At 37.5% G+C, this 17,624-nt stretch carries 14 protein-coding genes, 1 tRNA gene and 3 pseudogenes; 12 read left to right on the top strand and 6 right to left on the bottom strand.

What is annotated here, in order from left to right; genetic code table 11:
* Window positions 1–43: 43 nt before the first annotated feature.
* From DO88_RS19245 to DO88_RS07600, 5 genes and pseudogenes are all read left to right on the top strand, one after another.
* Window positions 44–297, top strand: a pseudogene (locus DO88_RS19245) (transposase); the annotation flags it as partial.
* Window positions 298–891: 594 nt separating this feature from the next.
* Window positions 892–1,599: a L,D-transpeptidase gene (locus tag DO88_RS18585; protein ID WP_050482447.1), complete on the top strand. Its 708-nt coding sequence runs from the start codon at window positions 892–894 to the stop codon at window positions 1,597–1,599.
* A 12-nt stretch (window positions 1,600–1,611) separates the two neighbouring features.
* Complete coding sequence (locus DO88_RS07605) at window positions 1,612–1,920, top strand: hypothetical protein (protein ID WP_033014984.1); 309 nt, start codon at window positions 1,612–1,614, stop codon at window positions 1,918–1,920.
* A gap of 291 nt (window positions 1,921–2,211) precedes the next feature.
* A pseudogene (locus tag DO88_RS19250) lies at window positions 2,212–2,495 on the top strand (hypothetical protein); the annotation flags it as partial.
* A 219-nt stretch (window positions 2,496–2,714) separates the two neighbouring features.
* Window positions 2,715–3,914 (top strand): hypothetical protein, encoded by a 1,200-nt coding sequence (locus tag DO88_RS07600; protein ID WP_033039728.1) that lies wholly within the window; start codon window positions 2,715–2,717, stop codon window positions 3,912–3,914.
* 28 nt (window positions 3,915–3,942) lie between these two features.
* Here the strand turns inward: DO88_RS07600 and DO88_RS19120 are convergent.
* Window positions 3,943–4,077 (bottom strand): annotated as a pseudogene (locus DO88_RS19120) (IS110 family transposase); the annotation flags it as partial.
* 171 nt (window positions 4,078–4,248) lie between these two features.
* Between DO88_RS19120 and DO88_RS07595 the strand changes: the two are divergent.
* The 3 genes from DO88_RS07595 to DO88_RS07580 all read left to right on the top strand — a co-directional run bounded on the left by DO88_RS07595 (window position 4,249) and on the right by DO88_RS07580 (window position 6,510).
* Entirely contained in the window at window positions 4,249–4,716 is a 468-nt protein-coding gene (locus DO88_RS07595) for a DUF1643 domain-containing protein (protein ID WP_008133942.1), read from the top strand.
* A gap of 588 nt (window positions 4,717–5,304) precedes the next feature.
* The gene (locus DO88_RS07585; protein WP_033028534.1) at window positions 5,305–5,832 is read left to right on the top strand and encodes a redoxin domain-containing protein; all 528 of its coding nucleotides are present in this window, start codon (window positions 5,305–5,307) and stop codon (window positions 5,830–5,832) included.
* 231 nt (window positions 5,833–6,063) lie between these two features.
* Window positions 6,064–6,510 (top strand): Hsp20 family protein, encoded by a 447-nt coding sequence (locus DO88_RS07580; RefSeq protein ID WP_007378511.1) that lies wholly within the window; start codon window positions 6,064–6,066, stop codon window positions 6,508–6,510.
* Window positions 6,511–6,794: 284 nt separating this feature from the next.
* Here DO88_RS07580 and DO88_RS07575 read toward each other — a convergent pair whose 3' ends face one another.
* The 5 genes from DO88_RS07575 to DO88_RS07555 form a co-directional block, all read right to left on the bottom strand.
* Entirely contained in the window at window positions 6,795–7,319 is a 525-nt protein-coding gene (locus DO88_RS07575) for a hypothetical protein (RefSeq protein WP_232224807.1), read from the bottom strand.
* Window positions 7,316–8,479: a peptidyl-prolyl cis-trans isomerase gene (locus DO88_RS07570; protein WP_033039731.1), complete on the bottom strand. Its 1,164-nt coding sequence runs from the start codon at window positions 8,477–8,479 to the stop codon at window positions 7,316–7,318. Before DO88_RS07570 ends, DO88_RS07575 begins: the two co-directional genes overlap by 4 nt.
* Before the next feature lie 29 nt (window positions 8,480–8,508).
* A complete protein-coding gene (locus DO88_RS07565) occupies window positions 8,509–9,522 on the bottom strand; it encodes a hypothetical protein (protein WP_007378508.1) in 1,014 nt (337 codons plus the stop codon).
* 110 nt (window positions 9,523–9,632) lie between these two features.
* Window positions 9,633–11,186, bottom strand: a complete 1,554-nt coding sequence (locus DO88_RS07560) for a cryptochrome/photolyase family protein (protein WP_033039732.1) — start codon at window positions 11,184–11,186, stop codon at window positions 9,633–9,635.
* A gap of 301 nt (window positions 11,187–11,487) precedes the next feature.
* Window positions 11,488–11,949: a globin gene (locus tag DO88_RS07555; RefSeq protein ID WP_007378506.1), complete on the bottom strand. Its 462-nt coding sequence runs from the start codon at window positions 11,947–11,949 to the stop codon at window positions 11,488–11,490.
* A 568-nt stretch (window positions 11,950–12,517) separates the two neighbouring features.
* Between DO88_RS07555 and DO88_RS07550 the strand changes: the two genes are divergently transcribed.
* The 4 genes from DO88_RS07550 to infB all read left to right on the top strand — a co-directional run bounded on the left by DO88_RS07550 (window position 12,518) and on the right by infB (window position 17,555).
* A tRNA-Met gene (locus DO88_RS07550) sits at window positions 12,518–12,594 on the top strand.
* A 280-nt stretch (window positions 12,595–12,874) separates the two neighbouring features.
* On the top strand, window positions 12,875–13,330 hold the full coding sequence (rimP, locus tag DO88_RS07545; protein ID WP_007378505.1) for a ribosome maturation factor RimP: 456 nt from the start codon (window positions 12,875–12,877) through the stop codon (window positions 13,328–13,330).
* Window positions 13,331–13,369: 39 nt separating this feature from the next.
* Window positions 13,370–14,869 (top strand): transcription termination factor NusA, encoded by a 1,500-nt coding sequence (nusA, locus tag DO88_RS07540; protein WP_007378504.1) that lies wholly within the window; start codon window positions 13,370–13,372, stop codon window positions 14,867–14,869.
* 25 nt (window positions 14,870–14,894) lie between these two features.
* Window positions 14,895–17,555, top strand: coding sequence for a translation initiation factor IF-2 (gene infB, locus DO88_RS07535; RefSeq protein ID WP_007378503.1), 2,661 nt, complete (start codon window positions 14,895–14,897; stop codon window positions 17,553–17,555).
* Window positions 17,556–17,624: the final 69 nt, after the last annotated feature.

Here is a 17,624-nt window from a genome sequence, read left to right on the forward strand (position 1 = left end):
TTGGTGATAAGTCAAGCCTGACTTATCCTGTCAAAACAAATTCATTCCTATCAATTTCGCTGAGCAAATTCTGCCAGGTACCTTTGAATATGCCCTTTGTTATATCGTCGAAAATAAACTCGATTTATCGGGATTTGACACGTGGTATAACAACGACAAAACGGGCCTGCCGCGTATCCGCCTTCGGTAATGCTAAAGATTATTTTACTGGGCTATGCACATGGTTTGATCAGTAGCCGCCGAATTGCCAAAGCGTGTGAGACGAACATTTTATTTATAAATGTGTCGGGGGAATTAACCCTGTACAAAAAGAAACAGACTCTGAACCTAAAAATAAATTTAGTGGCATATTTTTGTTAGTTTGTTAAATTAAAGTAAAAATAGACAACCCCATAGGTCGACGATAGCTGTTTATTAAAGAATGGCAAACGACTTGGCTGTATTGGAGCGGCTTTCCTTTAGGTAAAAAGTGCAATATTACAGTAAATAAAGGGATGAATAAATTGACCTTACGGGGTCAAATGAAAGTGAATGCCTTTAGTTTACGCTGCGGCAATTGTATTGCCTTGTTCATAAATAGAAAAGCTGCAAAAAGCGATGTATTAAGAAGTGCAAGCCTTTTCACCCTAAATAAAAGCCACTCAAACACCCGTAATCTCTTCCAAAACACCAATTGAAACAATACCAAACCAGCTTTTATATTCTATGAAAAACACAGTAATCGATTGAACCAAAATAGGAACTCAGCTATGGTCTATTTATCAATAAAAATAAATTTAAAAACGAGTTAATTTACAGGCTCGTTATAAGCTCCGTTACTGGCAGTAATTATTTTATGTAACTGTTAGTATACATTCGATTATTTTTTAACTCATACAAGGATGAAGTAAAGTGTCACAAGGTAACTGTGCAACACCCAAAAAAAAACATGATATAGGAACAGCTAACTATATTTTCAACAAAGTTGGTAAGGGAGGAACTAACAGCAATACAGACTTAAGGAGTGTCATTTCATTATTAGAAAATAGAAAAAAAGATCCGTACTACCGAGAAAAACTTCTTCGATTAAAAATTCCAAACTCCTGCTCCCCAAATATTATTCAGGAGTTAACACAGTGTATTTCAGACTTTCAAGCCAGTATACAGGGAAGAAATAAGGCTGATGGAGTAGTTAGTCCAAGTGGCTCTACTATTTTATACCTTGGTGGTGTAAGACTTACAGGGAAACATATTATCGTTGATTTGGATGATCAAAATCTTTACGCTTACGATGGAAAAAAGAAAATACATGAATTTCATTGCGCCTCTGGCGATAAAAAACACCCTACGGCAATAAAGCCTTCTTTACACCATATATTCAGAAAGCATCAAAAATACAGAAGCCGTGCATATAATGCACAAATGGATTATGCGATGTTTTTTACAAATGATGGTAAAGCTATCCATCAATCAAATGCTGTAAGTGTTACATCCTTTTTAAAAGTCGTTGGTATTGAATCATTAGGATCTCATGGTTGTGTTCGCCTAAGTGAAGATGATGCAAAAAAATTATTTAGTTGGTCACCTATGAATACTCCGGTATTTGTTGATATGGCTTAGGAGTTATAATCTATGAAAGCACTAATTTATCTAACTCTAGGAGTTCTCTTTGGCGGAACTGTTGGATATTTATATGCAACTAGCATATCTGACGATCGCAATGAAGATATAATAAAAAGAGAAATAATCTTGCTTAATAAGTATTCTAATATTCCCTCTTGTGAAGACTTGAGAGAAAATAAAGATAGTATTACTCAAAAATCTGAAGACAGTAATCACATACTTTGGTCTTATTTAAGCGAGGATAATTTGCTTAAAAAGGTTGTAATTTCACCAGACTTTGTTGTTGCATACGAAGAGGTTGAAAAAATATGCAAATAAAATGGTTTCGCTTATAATCGGGTAGCCGGAGGTCTCTAACCTCCAGCGCCCACACCTCCCATCATGCGGGTCCGCAATGAGCGGTTCATCTCCAGTAATGAATACCGATCCAAATATCTCTCAATGACGCTATACCTTGTGAAGCTAAGTAGTCATTGCCTAGCGCAATGTTAATTTCTTTTTTTTGAGCTTTTTACAAGGGCCTTTACTGGTGATACCACAAATAATTAGGATGATACCCATCCTAATTATTGCGAAAAAAGCCAACAAAAACAGTATGAAGAGTGTATTTTTATAAATAACGAATCACGTAAAAAGCTGAGCTATGTAGACAAAATGAAAGTAAAAATAGACAGCCCAATTGGACGACGATAGCTGTTTATTAAAGAATAGCAAACGACTCGGCTGTATTGAATCGACTTTCCTTTGAATAAAAAGCGGAATATTACAGTAAATAAAGGGATGAATAAATTGACCTTGCGGGGTCAAATGAAAGTGAATGCCTTTAGTTTACGCTGCGGCAACTGTATTACCTTGTTCATAATATAGAAAAGCTGCAAAACACGATGCATTAAGAAGGGGAAGCCCTTTTAACCCAAAATAAAGCCACTAAAACACCCGTAATCCCGTCCAAAACGCCAATTAAAACAACACCAAACACTTTTTTATATGTTACGTAAAAATACAGTAATCAATTGAACCAAAATAGGAACTCAGCTATGGTCTATTTATCAATAAAAATAAATAAAAAACGAGTTAATCTACAGGCTCGTTAGTTTTTTTGGGAGTTTATAGTGAAACTTTTTATATTAGGTGCTGGTGCTTCCAAAGCGTATGGAGACTCTAAAACAGGAATAAGAATGCCAATTGCTTGTGATTTTTTTGAAACATATGACAAGCTAGAGATACCAAATAATTTATGGGTATTACAGGGGCAAATTCATTTATATATTACGAATAAGTATGGTATTGATCCATATTCTTATCTTCGTAAAGGTATAGATATAGAAGATTTTCATTCATCTATTGAAGAAGATATACAAATTGAACTTGATGCAGGAAACAAAAATGAATCAATGTTTCACCAAATGTCTTATAATGAGTTAATTTATTTATTTTCATTTGTGATTAATGAGATTCAAAATGGACCTATTTCAAAGCCTCATTTAAAACTAGTAGAATCAGTTTCCAAAAATGACGTGATAGCTACATTTAACTGGGATACATTAATTGAACGAGCTCTAGAGCACACATCAAATTGGAATGTGAATCAAGGGTATAGCTTCAGTCCTAAATCTGTTTATAGGAACGGTTGGGACGACTCAGTTAACAGATCAAACAATGAAATGGTTCAATTGTTAAAACTTCATGGGTCAACAAATTGGTTAACAATTCATCCAAATATGCTTGATGGTTTTACAACTCTAAATCGACTTGTGAAACCCGAAGACGTATATGTATATGAGTCGACAGAGGAGCCTTATCCATGCCACCGAGGACGCTTTATGGGAGGTTATGGACGTTTTTCTTATGGGTATTATCCTGTAAATTTAGATATGGTCGCATATGATCCAGATGGGCAAAAAATTGAATTTGTTAGCCAACCTAAACCGCACTTCGAAAAAGGGAAAGCACCTCGAGATGGCGTGCCGACAATTCCATTGATTATTCCTCCTGTTAAACAAAAGAAATATGATCAATATGGAGAGTTGTTTGGTTCACTTTGGTCTAAAACATCAGAAGCAATTCAAAAGGCTGATGAGATAATTCTTATTGGCTATTCATTTCCTAAAACAGATATAAAGAGTACTCAGCTTTTTATACAGTCATTCATGAAAAGAGTTAACAAACCAAAAATTAAAATATTAGACCCTAATCCTGAAAAAATAGCAGAGAAATTCATTTATGAATTTGGTTTTACCGAAGCTGAAGTTCAAGTCTATAAAGATTATTTTTCTGAAGACTTTGATATTGAAGCGTTAATAAAAAACTAACAACACGCCCTGAGGTGGACAGCAAGCGCTAAAGCTCACTTTCCACCGCAAATTTTAACAGCGATGATCCCTTACTTTTCAATGCGGTTAAGTAAGTTGATTCATCTTAGGGCGTATGTGTTTTCCAGCATCTAAATAGGATTCGTATCCACTTAAATGCCAATGGAGGCTGTAGAATTACTCTTTTTAAGAAAAAAGCCTGTTTTATGGTTTCCATATGATTACCTAATGCTTTAAAAGCGCTTAGCGTTAATTACAGGAACTCGATTTTTAATTGGATTTTGCTGTTGGAGTTATTCTACAGCCTCGTTATATACCCTTAGAGGTTCCAGACATGAAGAATACTGCTGAACTTTCTGAATGCCGTAAATACAGATATGCACTATGGAGAACATGGGATACAACAAAACCAATAGTTATGTTTATTGGTTTAAATCCATCGACGGCAGATGAAAATAATGATGATCCAACACTAATTCGTTGTATAAATTTTGCTAAATTTTGGGGTTACGGTGGTGTATGCATGTCTAATTTATTTGCATACAGAGCAACCGAACCACGAGATATGAAATCAGCTAAAGATCCTATTGGTTCAAATAATGACGCTTGGCTTACAAAATTATCCAATGATGCACAATTAGTTATTGGTGCATGGGGTAATGACGGTTCTTTTTTAAAGCGTTCTAAACAAATTTTGGAACTAATGCCTAACTTAAATTATTTAAAATTAAATAAATCAGGGGAGCCTGCTCATCCTTTGTATTTATCAGCTAAGTTAAAGCCTATACCGATGGGCATATAACAAGCAATTAACATTGCCAACGTCCTCTCATGGTGCATAGCGCAGTCCGTACCAGTCGATTGTGCTTTCAGGAATCTAACTTTGTAAAGCTTTGTTTGTAACTTTATGCCGGCATATACTTCACTTGATTAGCTTTAGCCCAATGAATCCGAATAAGCTGACATAAAGTTACAGTTTACCAAAATTTCAATCGTTAATTTTAGCGTACAAAATAAAATGACATATTGCGCATTAAAAATCGTCATAAATTTGTTACCAAAAATAAATCTGCTTACCAATAAAACGACCTTTGGGTCTAATACCAACCTTTCTTTTAGCTTTACCATTAATGGCTATATTTGAAGCTTTATAAAGCGTGCCATAAGCATAATTAATTACACGATGCAGAAAATGTTTTGAATTAGCTGCAAAGCTTCAGAGGTATTTTTATAATGCGTTTAGCTAAGTTTATTTAAATAGATTATGTATGTATTGATGTTATTAGAGTCGATAATTCAATCTTGGTTACAATTTATCCTCTTGAAAATTAGTTATCTGCCCTAAGCTCTATTTGGTAAATGGTTTATAACATTTCTTAAGGAGAACATTATGAGTAATAACACAGTAAAACCCGCATCAAAACTCTCTGAGCTGATTGTAAGTAATACAGAGCGAGAACAGGTTGATATTACGCAGCGTATAACAGATGCTCCATGGAAAATGATAGTTGTTTATCGAGGTCAGCATTGCCCTATGTGTACGAAGCAATTAAATGCTTTGGCTAAAATGACTCAAGATTTTAAAGATATTGGTGTTGAAGTTGTTGCTGTAAGTGGTGATAGCCATGCTCAGTTGGAAGCGCACTTTGAAAAGCTAGACGTTAATTTTCCTCTTTATTATAATTTAACGCTTGAGCAAATGACTGAATTAGGTTTGTATATCAGTGAGCCAAGAAGTAACACTGAGACAGATCATCCGTTTGCAGAGCCTGCAATTATTGTCCTAAACGAGCAAAATCAAGTGCAAGTTTTAGATAAATCAAACAGCCCGTTTTCACGCCCTGATATGCAGCAGTTACTTTCAGGTATTCAATATACACGCGAAAATGATTACCCTATTAGAGGAACATTTTCTTAAGTTGTTATGCATAAATTTAGGCGTGTTTAATAGCGCGCTTAAATTTATATTTTATTTTTTAATAAATTTACTTGAAAACAATTTTACCGTCCATATATAGTTAAGTAGGACGCCTGATGGGTCCTAAATTAAACTTAAACAATTGAAATTTATATTATTAATTATACTTTGCTTGAGCTTGTTCAATAGAAAAGCACATGCAAAATATCGCTTAAATATGAGGATATTATTATGCGTACAGTAGATTTATCACCACTTTATCGTTCATTTATCGGCTTCGAACATTTAGCATCACTTATGGATGCGGCAGCAAGTACAGACAAACAGCCAAGTTTTCCTCCTTATAACATTGAAGCGCTCGATAAAGACAAATACAGAATTACTATGGCCGTTGCTGGTTTTAGTGATAACGAGTTGACCATTGAGTCAGAAAACAACACGTTGAAAGTCGCCGGTACTAAGGCTAATAAAGATGAGAATAATGAACGTAAGTTTATTCATCAAGGTATAGCGGAGCGTAACTTTGAGCGTAAATTTCAGCTTGGCGATCATGTAAAAGTACTTGGTGCAGATTTAGCTAACGGCTTATTGAGCATAGAGCTTCAGCGTGAAATCCCAGAAGCACTTAAACCTCGTAAAATTCAGATAGGGCAAGGTCATTTAATCGAAGATAAATAAACCCTGTTTAACCTTAGTTTCCCCTGATTGTTTAGCCGTCTCGCTTGAGACGGCTTTTTTTATGCAATAGAGTTTTAAATGGTCTTGAATCTAGAGCGTTCTCTTAGTCTTGGCTAATTAACCTGAACTCTGGATAATAAATCTATCTCAAGCAGCTATTTTCAGCGCTAACTACGTTGAATTTACTGGCAATAGGCTAGCTATTGACGCGTAAATTCGCCTTGTTTTCACTGAAAATCTCTTGCTAGAGAAAATAAATTTAAATATCACTATTATTCAATACGTTAGTAAATATCTTGACCAGAGTTCAGGCTAATTAAGTGCTTTTGTGTTTTTTTCAGCAGAGCAATTTTATCAATCGCTTCTTGAAGCTGCTCTTGCTTCATTCCTTGTTTACGCCCTTTAGCAAGTAAGTTTTCTAGCGTTGCTACTTTGCTATTAACAGCACTTACAAAGCTACTTTCTAGTGCGCGCCGCTTCTCTTGTTGAAATTGTTCGTAGGCTTTATAGTCGTCTAAATCCCCCTTGTATTGAACACTGCTTAGTTTACTTTTATTTAGTGGGGGTAAGTAATTCGGTTCGGTAATTGCCTGTTGAGCATGCTCATTCAAGGTACTTTTTTTAATATTTGAAGAATGTACATCTTCAATTTTTTTTACGGTGTGTACTGTTTGCTTTATTGTAGGACGCTCATCTGTTGGTTGTTTAGTCGCTAGTACCATTTTTTTCTGCTCGGTGGAGCCAGATAAGTAGTATATGAGGGTGATGCCTAAAGACATTATAATGAGTGCCGGGAGCTTTATTTTCATAACTTAATCTCATTTTGTGTGTGCCACGCAGCCCACTTTTGCTGGTATTGCTGATGCGCATTTTGTAACGCCACAGACTTAATCGCTTGATAGCGAACTGTTTGGCCCGTTGCTGCAAAATATTTATATTCATAGTCACTAGTTAACACCACAACCCATAATCCCGTTGGCGAACGAATGACTTCAGAAAGCTCATTCTCATTTTGCGTAAATGCAAGTTGTACTACCCACTCTTTTTTATGCTCTCGATTGATATTATTATTAAATTTACTATAAATATCATTCATATTAGCCGCTTTTAAAGCAACTTTGAAAGTACTCTTTGCCACTTCATTTTTAAATTTAACCGCGTCATTTCTGTTTTTAAATTCAGCACCTTGGGCTGTTATTTGGTATAAATATTTGAAGCGACTTTTATTCTTTTGGTAATACTGATTTATTTGTTGTTCGGAAACTTGTTTTTCTAATTGTTCGAGTATCGGGCTTTGTCCATGCATCATGTCTTTTACGCCAAGCCAGCTTTGAATCGAAGGGCGCAAGATGTCACCTTGAGCAATGCTTATTAAATTATCAATGTTGATATCTTTTGCTTTAAACGCGTTGGTCGCTTTTTCTAAATTTATAAAATATTGATGCTTTTTAGCTATTTCTGTATGAAATAACTGGTTATCGCCTTGATGCAATCTAAACCGTATTTGCATAGAAAGTGGTTTAATGAAGTCATAAACAGACATTGCAGGAAACGCAAAATTTTCAAGTTTTACTAAATTTAATGTGTTTTTTTTCGTTTCAGAATATTGTCCATTTGCAGGATATTCACCTAATGTGTTTGTAAGCCAGCTGGCCGTAAAATGTTTAACATTATTAGAAGCTTCGATGCTCGGTGGTAAATGTAGTTGATTTATAAAAAGGTTATTTAGGTAGCGCTCTACATGGTAACCGGTGGTAAAACCGACATCAGACAAACGCGCTACCTTGTTGGGCATTAGGCGTTTTGCTTCACTTAGTAAAAATTGGTTTTCGTATAAACGATAGCGTGTTTGCGAAAGACTAATGTCACTATTTTGCTGTTGATATATTTGATGCATCAACTGTATTTCAGCGGGTGTGTACTTTTCAACACTCGTAAATGCTTGGCTGCTGTAAAGCAGCCCAAACATTACTACACATAGGTAGACTAAATACCTCATTAGCGGGCAACCATGGCATGATTTAATAAATGTACAACCATTGCAATAGCATGAGGGATAACTTGTTTTGCGGTATCAACACGGTCGTAATGATCTTCCGAATTAAGCACAATACCTCCTTGAGCGTACGAAAAAGAGCCGCCTTGGGTTAGCAATGGACGTACATCCGTTGAGGCTTTATCTAACGGTGAAAAGGTATTTATTGCTTGACGTATTAAGCTAGGATCATTGAGTTGTTCTTGATCATAATAATCCTTTATCCAGCCTTCCCAGCTAGAGTGATTTAAATCTGAAGTTGTCCATGTGTGATGCGGCTGAAGTAAATCAGTTGTATGAAATACAAAGCCCAGTACCTGTGGATTACCACTGTCTAAATAGCTTTGAAACCAGTATTGGCCTAAGTTATCGATTGGTTGAAAAGGGATTTTTTCAAAATCATTATACATACTATAGTTTGATTGACTATCAATTCGGTAATGAGCTTCGGTAATGTCATAACTATTATATTTTGAAGAGTCAGCATTAAACCAGCCCGTTTCTCTTCCCTTTCCATCATCTAAATAGTCTCCTTTTAACCAAGCCGCAGCTAAGCTATCAATGGTGCCCCATACAGTGAGTTTGTCGTAGTTATAGCCGCCAAAATCATTACCATGCTGATCAGCGCCTTGCGTATGGTTTTGAAAGTGCCAATAGCTAGTATATTTTACAATGCTTTCAGCCGCGCCCCAAAGAGGAGCTTGGACACAAGAGCCTGTAATGGCACCACATAAAAAAGTATCTTCAAAATCATCAACATCATAGGCTGCTTGCCCTAGTAGCTCAGCCAGTTGTGAGACTGACATTTTATTTTGTAAAGCATATTGCGACAGTGCTGCATATTGCGTTGATTGTGGGTTTTGCTCCATATAACTTACAGCGTCAATAACAATCCGCTTATGGGTTTCTTGGCTAAATGCGTGTGCTTGGTTGATACTTGTAAGTAATATAATTGCCGACGTTAATATTTTTTTCATTTTTATCTCATTGCTATATTTAAAAATTAACGCTATTAAAAGATAGCGCTATTACATTACAATGACAGAAGAATTAAACATTTAATTAACAATTTTACCTGTTTTATATATCACAAACTTTCTAAATCAATTAAATGCGCAGCAGCTTGTTTTAATAGCACTGTTTTTTGCTCTTCGGTTTGTCGGTCCCAGTTTTTATAAACCATTCCTATACGCGGGTTTTTCTCTAATTTACTGCGGTGGGTGTGCATAAAGTTCCAGTACAGACTATTAAGGGGGCATGCTTTTTCTCCCACTTTTTGTTTAACATCGTATTGGCAACGCTTGCAATAATCGCTCATTTTATTAATATAGTTTCCGCTTGCTGCGTAGGGTTTTGTAGCAATAATGCCATCATCGGCAAATTGGCTCATTCCTCGAGTATTAGGCATTTCTACCCACTCTATTGCATCTATATAGACACCTAAATACCAATTATCTACGTCATCAGGATTAATTCCCGTGAGCATACAAAAGTTTCCAATAACCATTAAGCGCTGAATATGATGCGCGTATGAGGTTTCTAAACTTTGTGTAAGTGCGTGGCTTAAACAATTCATTTTAGTAGAGCCAGTCCAAAAATAGGATGGCATCTTATTATTGGCTTGTAGTTGATTTTTAGTTGCGTAGTCGGGCATGTTAACCCAATAGATGGCGCGTACGTATTCTCTCCAACCCAGTATTTGCCTTATAAAACCTTCGACTTGTGAAATGGATATTTCGCTGGGTCTTTGTTTATATTCAGTAATTACGCGTTTAATTACATAAAGCGGGTGTAGTATTTTTGTATTTAAAGCAAATGATAAACGGCTATGGTAAAGGCTAGTATTATGCTTACTCTGGTCAGTCATAGCATCTTGAAATTTGCCAAAATTAACGAGCAAATATTCACAAAAGTAATCAAGGCTACTAATTGCTTGCTTTCGCGTTGTTGGCCAAGTGAGTTGATTATCTATACTGCCAAAATAAGCGACTTTATGTTTGTTTAAGCGAGATATAATTGACTTTACATCATTAGTAAATAGCTTTGGAGAGGGGATGTCGTGTATGTCGTTCTTAGAAAATTTATTTCTGTTGTTACTATCAAAATTCCATTTACCTCCTTCAGGCTTACCGGAGTCCATTAAAATATCAAACTGCTTGCGCATATCGCGATAAAAATGCTCCATCGTTACATGTTTATTTTTTACAAAGCGTTTTTTAATTTGTGAAAAGGGGAACAAAAAATGTTCGCTATCCACAGCCCTCACACTTAGCATATGCGTTTTTTTAAATTGTTCTAATTGCGAGTGAAGTCTAAATTCATCAGGGTATTGATACTCTATTACCGAGCATTGGTATTGTTTTGCAATACGGTTAAGCAAATCGGGTAAATTGTTGTCGTTACAAGTCTCATCTAAGGTTAAATGCAATACATTAAAACCAGCCTGGCTTAACGCTGAAGCAAAGTTTTCCATAGCATGGAAAAAAGCACATAATTTTTGGATATGGTGTTTAACATAATGAGTTTCTTGTGCAAGTTCAGCAATAATATAAAGGGTCTCATTATCTTTTTGTTTAAACCAAGAATGCGATGGGTTTAGTTGGTCGCCCAAAATAAGCCTGAGTGTTTTATAGTGTTTCATACTTAGAACCAAATATGTTTAGTACGCCAAAGTGTCGTAAAACGATCTTTTAAAGGTGTTGTAGTACCGCTTAATTATGCGTGGAGTTTTACAATAGCTGGTGTTTTTAATGCTCGATGAGCTAATTCTAAAAAGGTATTGAGCTTTGCTGGTTTTATAAGGGGCTGTTTTTTTACTACTTAATGAAGCTTAACCGGCTCATTATAAACTTGAGTGTTGTTATGCTTAGCTTATATGTATTTCAATACCTACTTATATATAAGCGCATTTGTTATAAAAGAATGATCAATAAATACAGGTTCTAATTGGTATTATTTTTTGTTTTGCTTATTCGTTGTTGAAGTGAAATAACGTTACTTATATTGAAAAGTGAACTGTTAGTGCAGTTTTCAAAAAAGGTTAGAAATTCTTGCCATGCGGTTTGGCTTTGTAAGCAAAAATGCTGACCAAGATGAGCTTCTAAAGTAGCGTAAAAAATATCACACAATATTTTAATATCAGTTTGCTGAATATTACGTTTATTTAGGTGTTCTAAATAATGTGTTAAAAAAGGAGTGACAGAAGATGGATTATCTAAATGTTTAATTATGCGCTCTAGCACGCAGTAAAACGTATAACTTTTTTCGTTGAATTGATTTGCAGTTGGGTAATTCATTACAATACCTGATTCTGCTAATTTACGATGAAAGCGTGCTGTAAAAGCATGGAAATTCGGCTTAACAATCTGTAGGCTTTTTAATAATACTGATTGGTTTGTGTTCATTAAATGCCTCTTTGCATTAAGTGTGATTGTGATTGTTATTGCTTTCGTTGCTTTTATTATAGCTAGAGAAGTTGAAACCGCACGGGTTTATTGGCTTAAATAGAGGGTTTAATTAATAAGTCACTGATTTTATTTATTTTGTTTTTGTTAATGAGATTGATTATCTATTCATTGGGATGGCTGTTTAATATTTACTTCAATGCTACGATTGGGGTTATTGATCTTTGAGGATTAAATCTGTTTTACCTGAGGACAGCGTATGTTTGGCATTTATGCTGTGCTATCGCTTATTTGTGAGGAATAACCACACATGATCGACACAGCCTTGTGTAGAAGCTAAACGGGTGCTTTAAATTTAGGCTCGCAAGATAATGAGGCCCTAAAGGTTATTACAACAAATGTTAATTTGTAATACATTAAATTAACAACTTGACGAATTGCAAATTTTATAAACTTATTAGTTATTATGGTTGCTAATTATCCCGCACATCCTTATAATAGCCGCCATTGTTTAGTGTGTTGTATAACCGCTAACAGCGATATTAAATTAAGATTTAATATCTATTGGCGCGGGATGGAGCAGTCTGGTAGCTCGTCGGGCTCATAACCCGAAGGTCGTCGGTTCAAATCCGGCTCCCGCAACCAATTCTACTAATAAGTGTAAGCTTATTAATTTATATCGCGCATTCTAAGTAATGCGCGTTTTGCGTTTAGGCTAATGTAGTTTAATTTGGTCAGTTACTGACTCGCAACCAAGCTCGGCCCTCGGCCACACAGTTTTATGCTTTATTGGTGTGACGCCCCGCTTGGTTCGGGGCGTTGTTGTATCTGCACCTTTCGATTTATGGCTTTTGTCATCAAATCAAAACTTAAACTCAGTATTTTAGGGCTATAAGCCCTTTTTTTGTTTGTATGGAGGATTTTCGTGACAAAACTTGAACAAGATTTAGTAACCATGTTATCGCCAGCGGTAGAAATGTTAGGCTTTGAATTACATGGTCTTGAGTTTGTACAAGCGGGTCGCCATTCTACCTTAAGAGTGTATATTGCTCATGAGGATGGGATCTCAGTTGATAACTGTGCGGATGCAAGTCGCCAAATTAGTGCGATTTTAGACGTCGAAGACCCAATTACAAATGAATATGATTTGGAAGTATCGTCTCCTGGTGTTGATCGTCTATTATTCAAACAAGATCATTACGAGCAGGCGCAAGGAGAGGAAGTACGCGTGCGTACCAAACTTCCACAGGATGGTCGCCGTAATTTTAAGGGCGACTTAGTAGCAGTTAGCAGCGATATGATCACACTATCTAGTGATGGTGCAGAGCATCTAATCATGCTTAGTAACATCGAACGTGCGAATTTAATCGCTAAGTTTTAAATTCGAGTGCGAAGGAATAGGGCAAGCGAGGCATTACCCATGGCAAAAGAGATATTATTGGTTGCTGAAGCCGTTTCCAATGAGAAAGCGGTTCCAAAAGAAAAGATTTTTGAAGCTTTAGAGTTCGCATTAGCGACAGCGACAAAGAAAAAGCATGATGGCGAAATTGAAGTACGTGTAGCAATTGACCGTAAGACCGGCGATTACGATACGTTCCGTCGTTGGCAGATTGCAGCAGTATTAGAAGATGGTTCTTTAGAGAACCCATACAGCGAAATTACGTTAGAAGCTGCGCAGGTTGAAGAACCTGATTTGCAGATGGGCGATTACGTTGAAGAGCAAATAGATTCAATTAAATTTGACCGTATAACTACGCAAATGGCTAAGCAAGTAATCGTACAAAAAGTACGTGAAGCTGAGCGTGCTTTAGTAGTCGATGCATACAAAGATCAAGTTGGTGAGTTAGTAACCGGTGTTGTTAAAAAAGCAACACGTGATTCTATCGTTCTTGATTTAGGCAATAACGCTGAAGCTGTTATCTACCGTGATGATATGCTTCCACGTGAAAACTTCCGCCCGGGTGACCGTATCCGTGGCCTTTTATACGAAGTTAAGCCTGAAGCTCGCGGCGCACAATTATTTGTAACGCGTTCTAAGCCTGAAATGCTAATGGAGCTATTCCGCATTGAGGTGCCAGAAATTGGCGAAGAAATGATTGAGTTACGTGCAGCTGCGCGTGATCCAGGTTCTCGCGCTAAAATTGCAGTTAAATCTAACGACAAACGCATTGACCCAATTGGTGCATGTGTCGGTATGCGTGGCGCACGTGTTCAGGCTGTATCGTCAGAACTTGGCGGCGAGCGTGTTGATATCGTTCTTTATGACGATAATCCAGCGCAGTTTGTTATTAATGCAATGTCACCTGCAGAAGTTGCTTCAATCGTAATGGATGAAGACACTCACTCAATGGATATTGCAGTTGATGCAGATAACCTAGCACAAGCGATTGGTCGTAATGGTCAAAATGTTCGTTTAGCAAGCCAACTAACAGGTTGGGAACTAAACGTAATGACTGTTGAAGACATGCGTACTAAAAATGAAGCTGAATCAGATAAGTTGCTTAACTTATTCACTGAAAATTTAGAAATTGATGATGAGTTTGCATCATTACTTATAAATGAAGGTTTCTCGACACTTGAAGAAGTAGCGTACGTACCAGCATCTGAATTTTTAGAAATTGATGGCTTAGACGAAGAAACAGTTGATCTGCTGCGCTCACGTGCAAAAGATGCATTAACAACTAAAGCACTTAAAACGGAAGAAAGCTTAGAAGGCGCAGAGCCGGCTGAAGACTTACTTGCGCTTGAAGGCTTAGAGCGTCACTTAGCATTTGTTATGGCAAGCAAGGGTGTTGTTACACTTGAAGACTTGGCAGAGCAAGGTATTGACGAATTAGTTGATATTACAGAACTTTCATCTGAAAAAGCGGGTGAACTAATTATGGCTGCACGAAACATTTGTTGGTTTGCAGACGAGTAATTTATTAACGGAGGTATTACACACTATGGCAGAAGTAAATGTTGAAAAACTAGCCGGCGATATAGGTACAACTGTTGATAAATTGCTACAGCAGTTTTCACAAGCAGGTATCACTAAGCAAGCAACTGATAATGTAACAGAAGCTGAAAAAGCAACGTTACTTGATCATTTAAGCAAGCATCATGGCGGTACAGGTTCAGATGGTCCAGCGCGTATGACTTTACAACGTAAGAGCAAAAGCACATTAAGTGTGACTGGCTCTACGGGTAAAGCTAAAGCTGTTCAAGTTGAAGTTCGCAAAACACGTACGTACGTGAAAAAAAGCGCAATGGAACAAGAGCAAGAGCAAGCACGCCTAGCCGCTGAAGAAAAAGTACGTCTTGAAGAGCAGCAAAAAGCTGAGCAAGAAGCCGCAGAATTAAAAGCGAAACAAGAGGCAGAGCGCAAAGCGAAAGAAGACGCTGACCGTAAAGCCAAAGAAGAAGCTAAACGCAAAGCAGATGCAGAGCGTAAAGCGAAACAAAAGCAGATGACCCCAGAGCAAAGTGCTAAGTCTGAGAAAGATCGCATAGAAGCTGAGCGTCTGCAAAAAGAAGCAGAAGAGGCCGCATTGAAGAAAGCTGAAGAAGAAGCGAAACGTCAAGCAGAAGAAGCAAGAAAGCTAGCTGAAGAAAACTCGGCACGCTGGAAGAAAGAAGAAGAAGAGCGTAAGAAACGCGAAGAAACAGCGGATCACCATCTTACGACTTCTACTTACGCACGTGAAGCAGAAGATGTTGCCGATGCTCGTGATGAGCAAGGTACACGCCGTGCTAAGAAAAAGAAAAAAGCGCCAGCAAAAGATAAATTTGCAGCGTCAAGAGGCCGTAACAAGTCTAAGTTAAAAGCACCAGCATCGCTGCAGCATGGTTTCCAAAAACCAACTGTTGATGTTAAAAACGAAGTGCGTATTAGCGAAACAATTACAGTAGCTGAGCTTGCATCACGCATGGCTGTTAAAGGCGCTGAAGTTGTAAAAACAATGATGAAAATGGGTGACATGGTTACCATTAACCAAGTGATTGACCAAGAAGCTGCACAATTAGTTGCAGAAGAAATGGGTCACAAGGTTATCATTGTTAAAGAAAACGAATTAGAGCAAACAGTACTTAATGACCGCCATGAAGATGGTAAGTCAGAGCCACGTGCTCCAGTAGTAACTGTTATGGGTCACGTTGACCACGGTAAAACATCGACTCTTGATTATATTCGCTCTGCAAAAGTTGCTTCAGGCGAAGCCGGTGGTATTACACAGCATATTGGTGCATACCATGTTGATGTAAACGGCAATATGATCACGTTCCTAGATACACCAGGACATGCTGCATTTACATCAATGCGTGCTCGTGGTGCTAAAGCGACAGATATCGTAATCCTAGTGGTTGCAGCAGATGATGGCGTTATGCCACAGACTAAAGAAGCGGTACAGCACGCACGTGCAGCTGGCGTTCCTTTAATCATTGCTGTAAACAAAATGGATAAAGAAGGCGCAGATCCAGATCGCGTTAAAAACGAACTAGCTGTACTTGACGTTATTCCAGAAGAGTGGGGCGGCGATACGCAGTATGTTCATATCTCAGCTAAAACTGGTTTAGGTATTGACGACCTTCTTGAAGCTGTGCTTATGCAATCTGAGCTTTTAGAATTAACTGCACCTACTGAAGGTATGGCTGCAGGTGTTGTTATTGAATCTCGTCTTGATAAAGGCCGTGGTCCAGTAGCATCAGTACTTGTTCAATCTGGTACGCTTAACCAAGGTGACATTGTATTATGTGGTCTTGAGTATGGCCGTGTTCGTGCAATGCGCGATGAAAACGGTAAAGACATTAAATCTGCTGGTCCATCTATTCCAGTTGAGATTTTAGGTCTTTCTGGTATTCCAGCTGCGGGCGACGAAGCGACTGTTGTTAAAGATGAGCGTAAAGCGCGTGAAGTTGCTTTATACCGTCAAGGTAAGTTCCGCGATGTTAAGCTAGCACGTCAGCAAAAAGCTAAGCTTGAAAACATGTTTACTAACATGACTGAAGGCGATGTTTCTGAAGTTAACGTGGTACTTAAAGCAGACGTTCAAGGTTCTATCGAAGCAATCTCTGATTCACTAACTAAGCTTTCTACTGATGAAGTAAAAGTGAAGATTGTTGGTTCAGGTGTTGGTGGTATTACTGAGACCGATGCAACTCTAGCTGCAGCGTCTAACGCAATTGTAGTTGGCTTTAACGTTCGTGCTGATGCTTCTGCTCGTAAAGTGATTGATACTGAAAACTTAGACCTTCGTTATTACAGCGTAATTTATGCCTTAATCGAAGAAGTTAAGCAAGCCATGTCAGGTATGCTAGCGCCAGAGTTTAAACAAGAAATCATTGGTCTTGCTCAAGTTCGTGACGTATTTAAGTCTCCAAAAATTGGCGCAATTGCTGGTTGTATGGTTACTGAAGGTGTTATCAAACGTAGCGCTCCAATCCGTGTACTACGTGAAAACGTGGTTATCTATGAAGGTGAGCTTGAGTCACTTCGTCGCTTTAAAGACGATGTTGCTGATGTTCGTAACGGCATGGAATGTGGTATCGGCGTTAAGAACTACAATGACGTACGTGTTGGTGACCAAATCGAAGTATTTGAAACAGTTGAAGTACAACGTACTCTATAATTGTTACTAGGGTGTATTGAACGCTTAAGGTTAACGCCCGGGCGTTCTACACGCTCTACGCTAAGATTT

The sequence above is a fragment of the Pseudoalteromonas sp. S3431 genome, from assembly GCF_000690035.1.
Taxonomy (GTDB): Bacteria; Pseudomonadota; Gammaproteobacteria; order Enterobacterales; family Alteromonadaceae; genus Pseudoalteromonas; species Pseudoalteromonas fuliginea.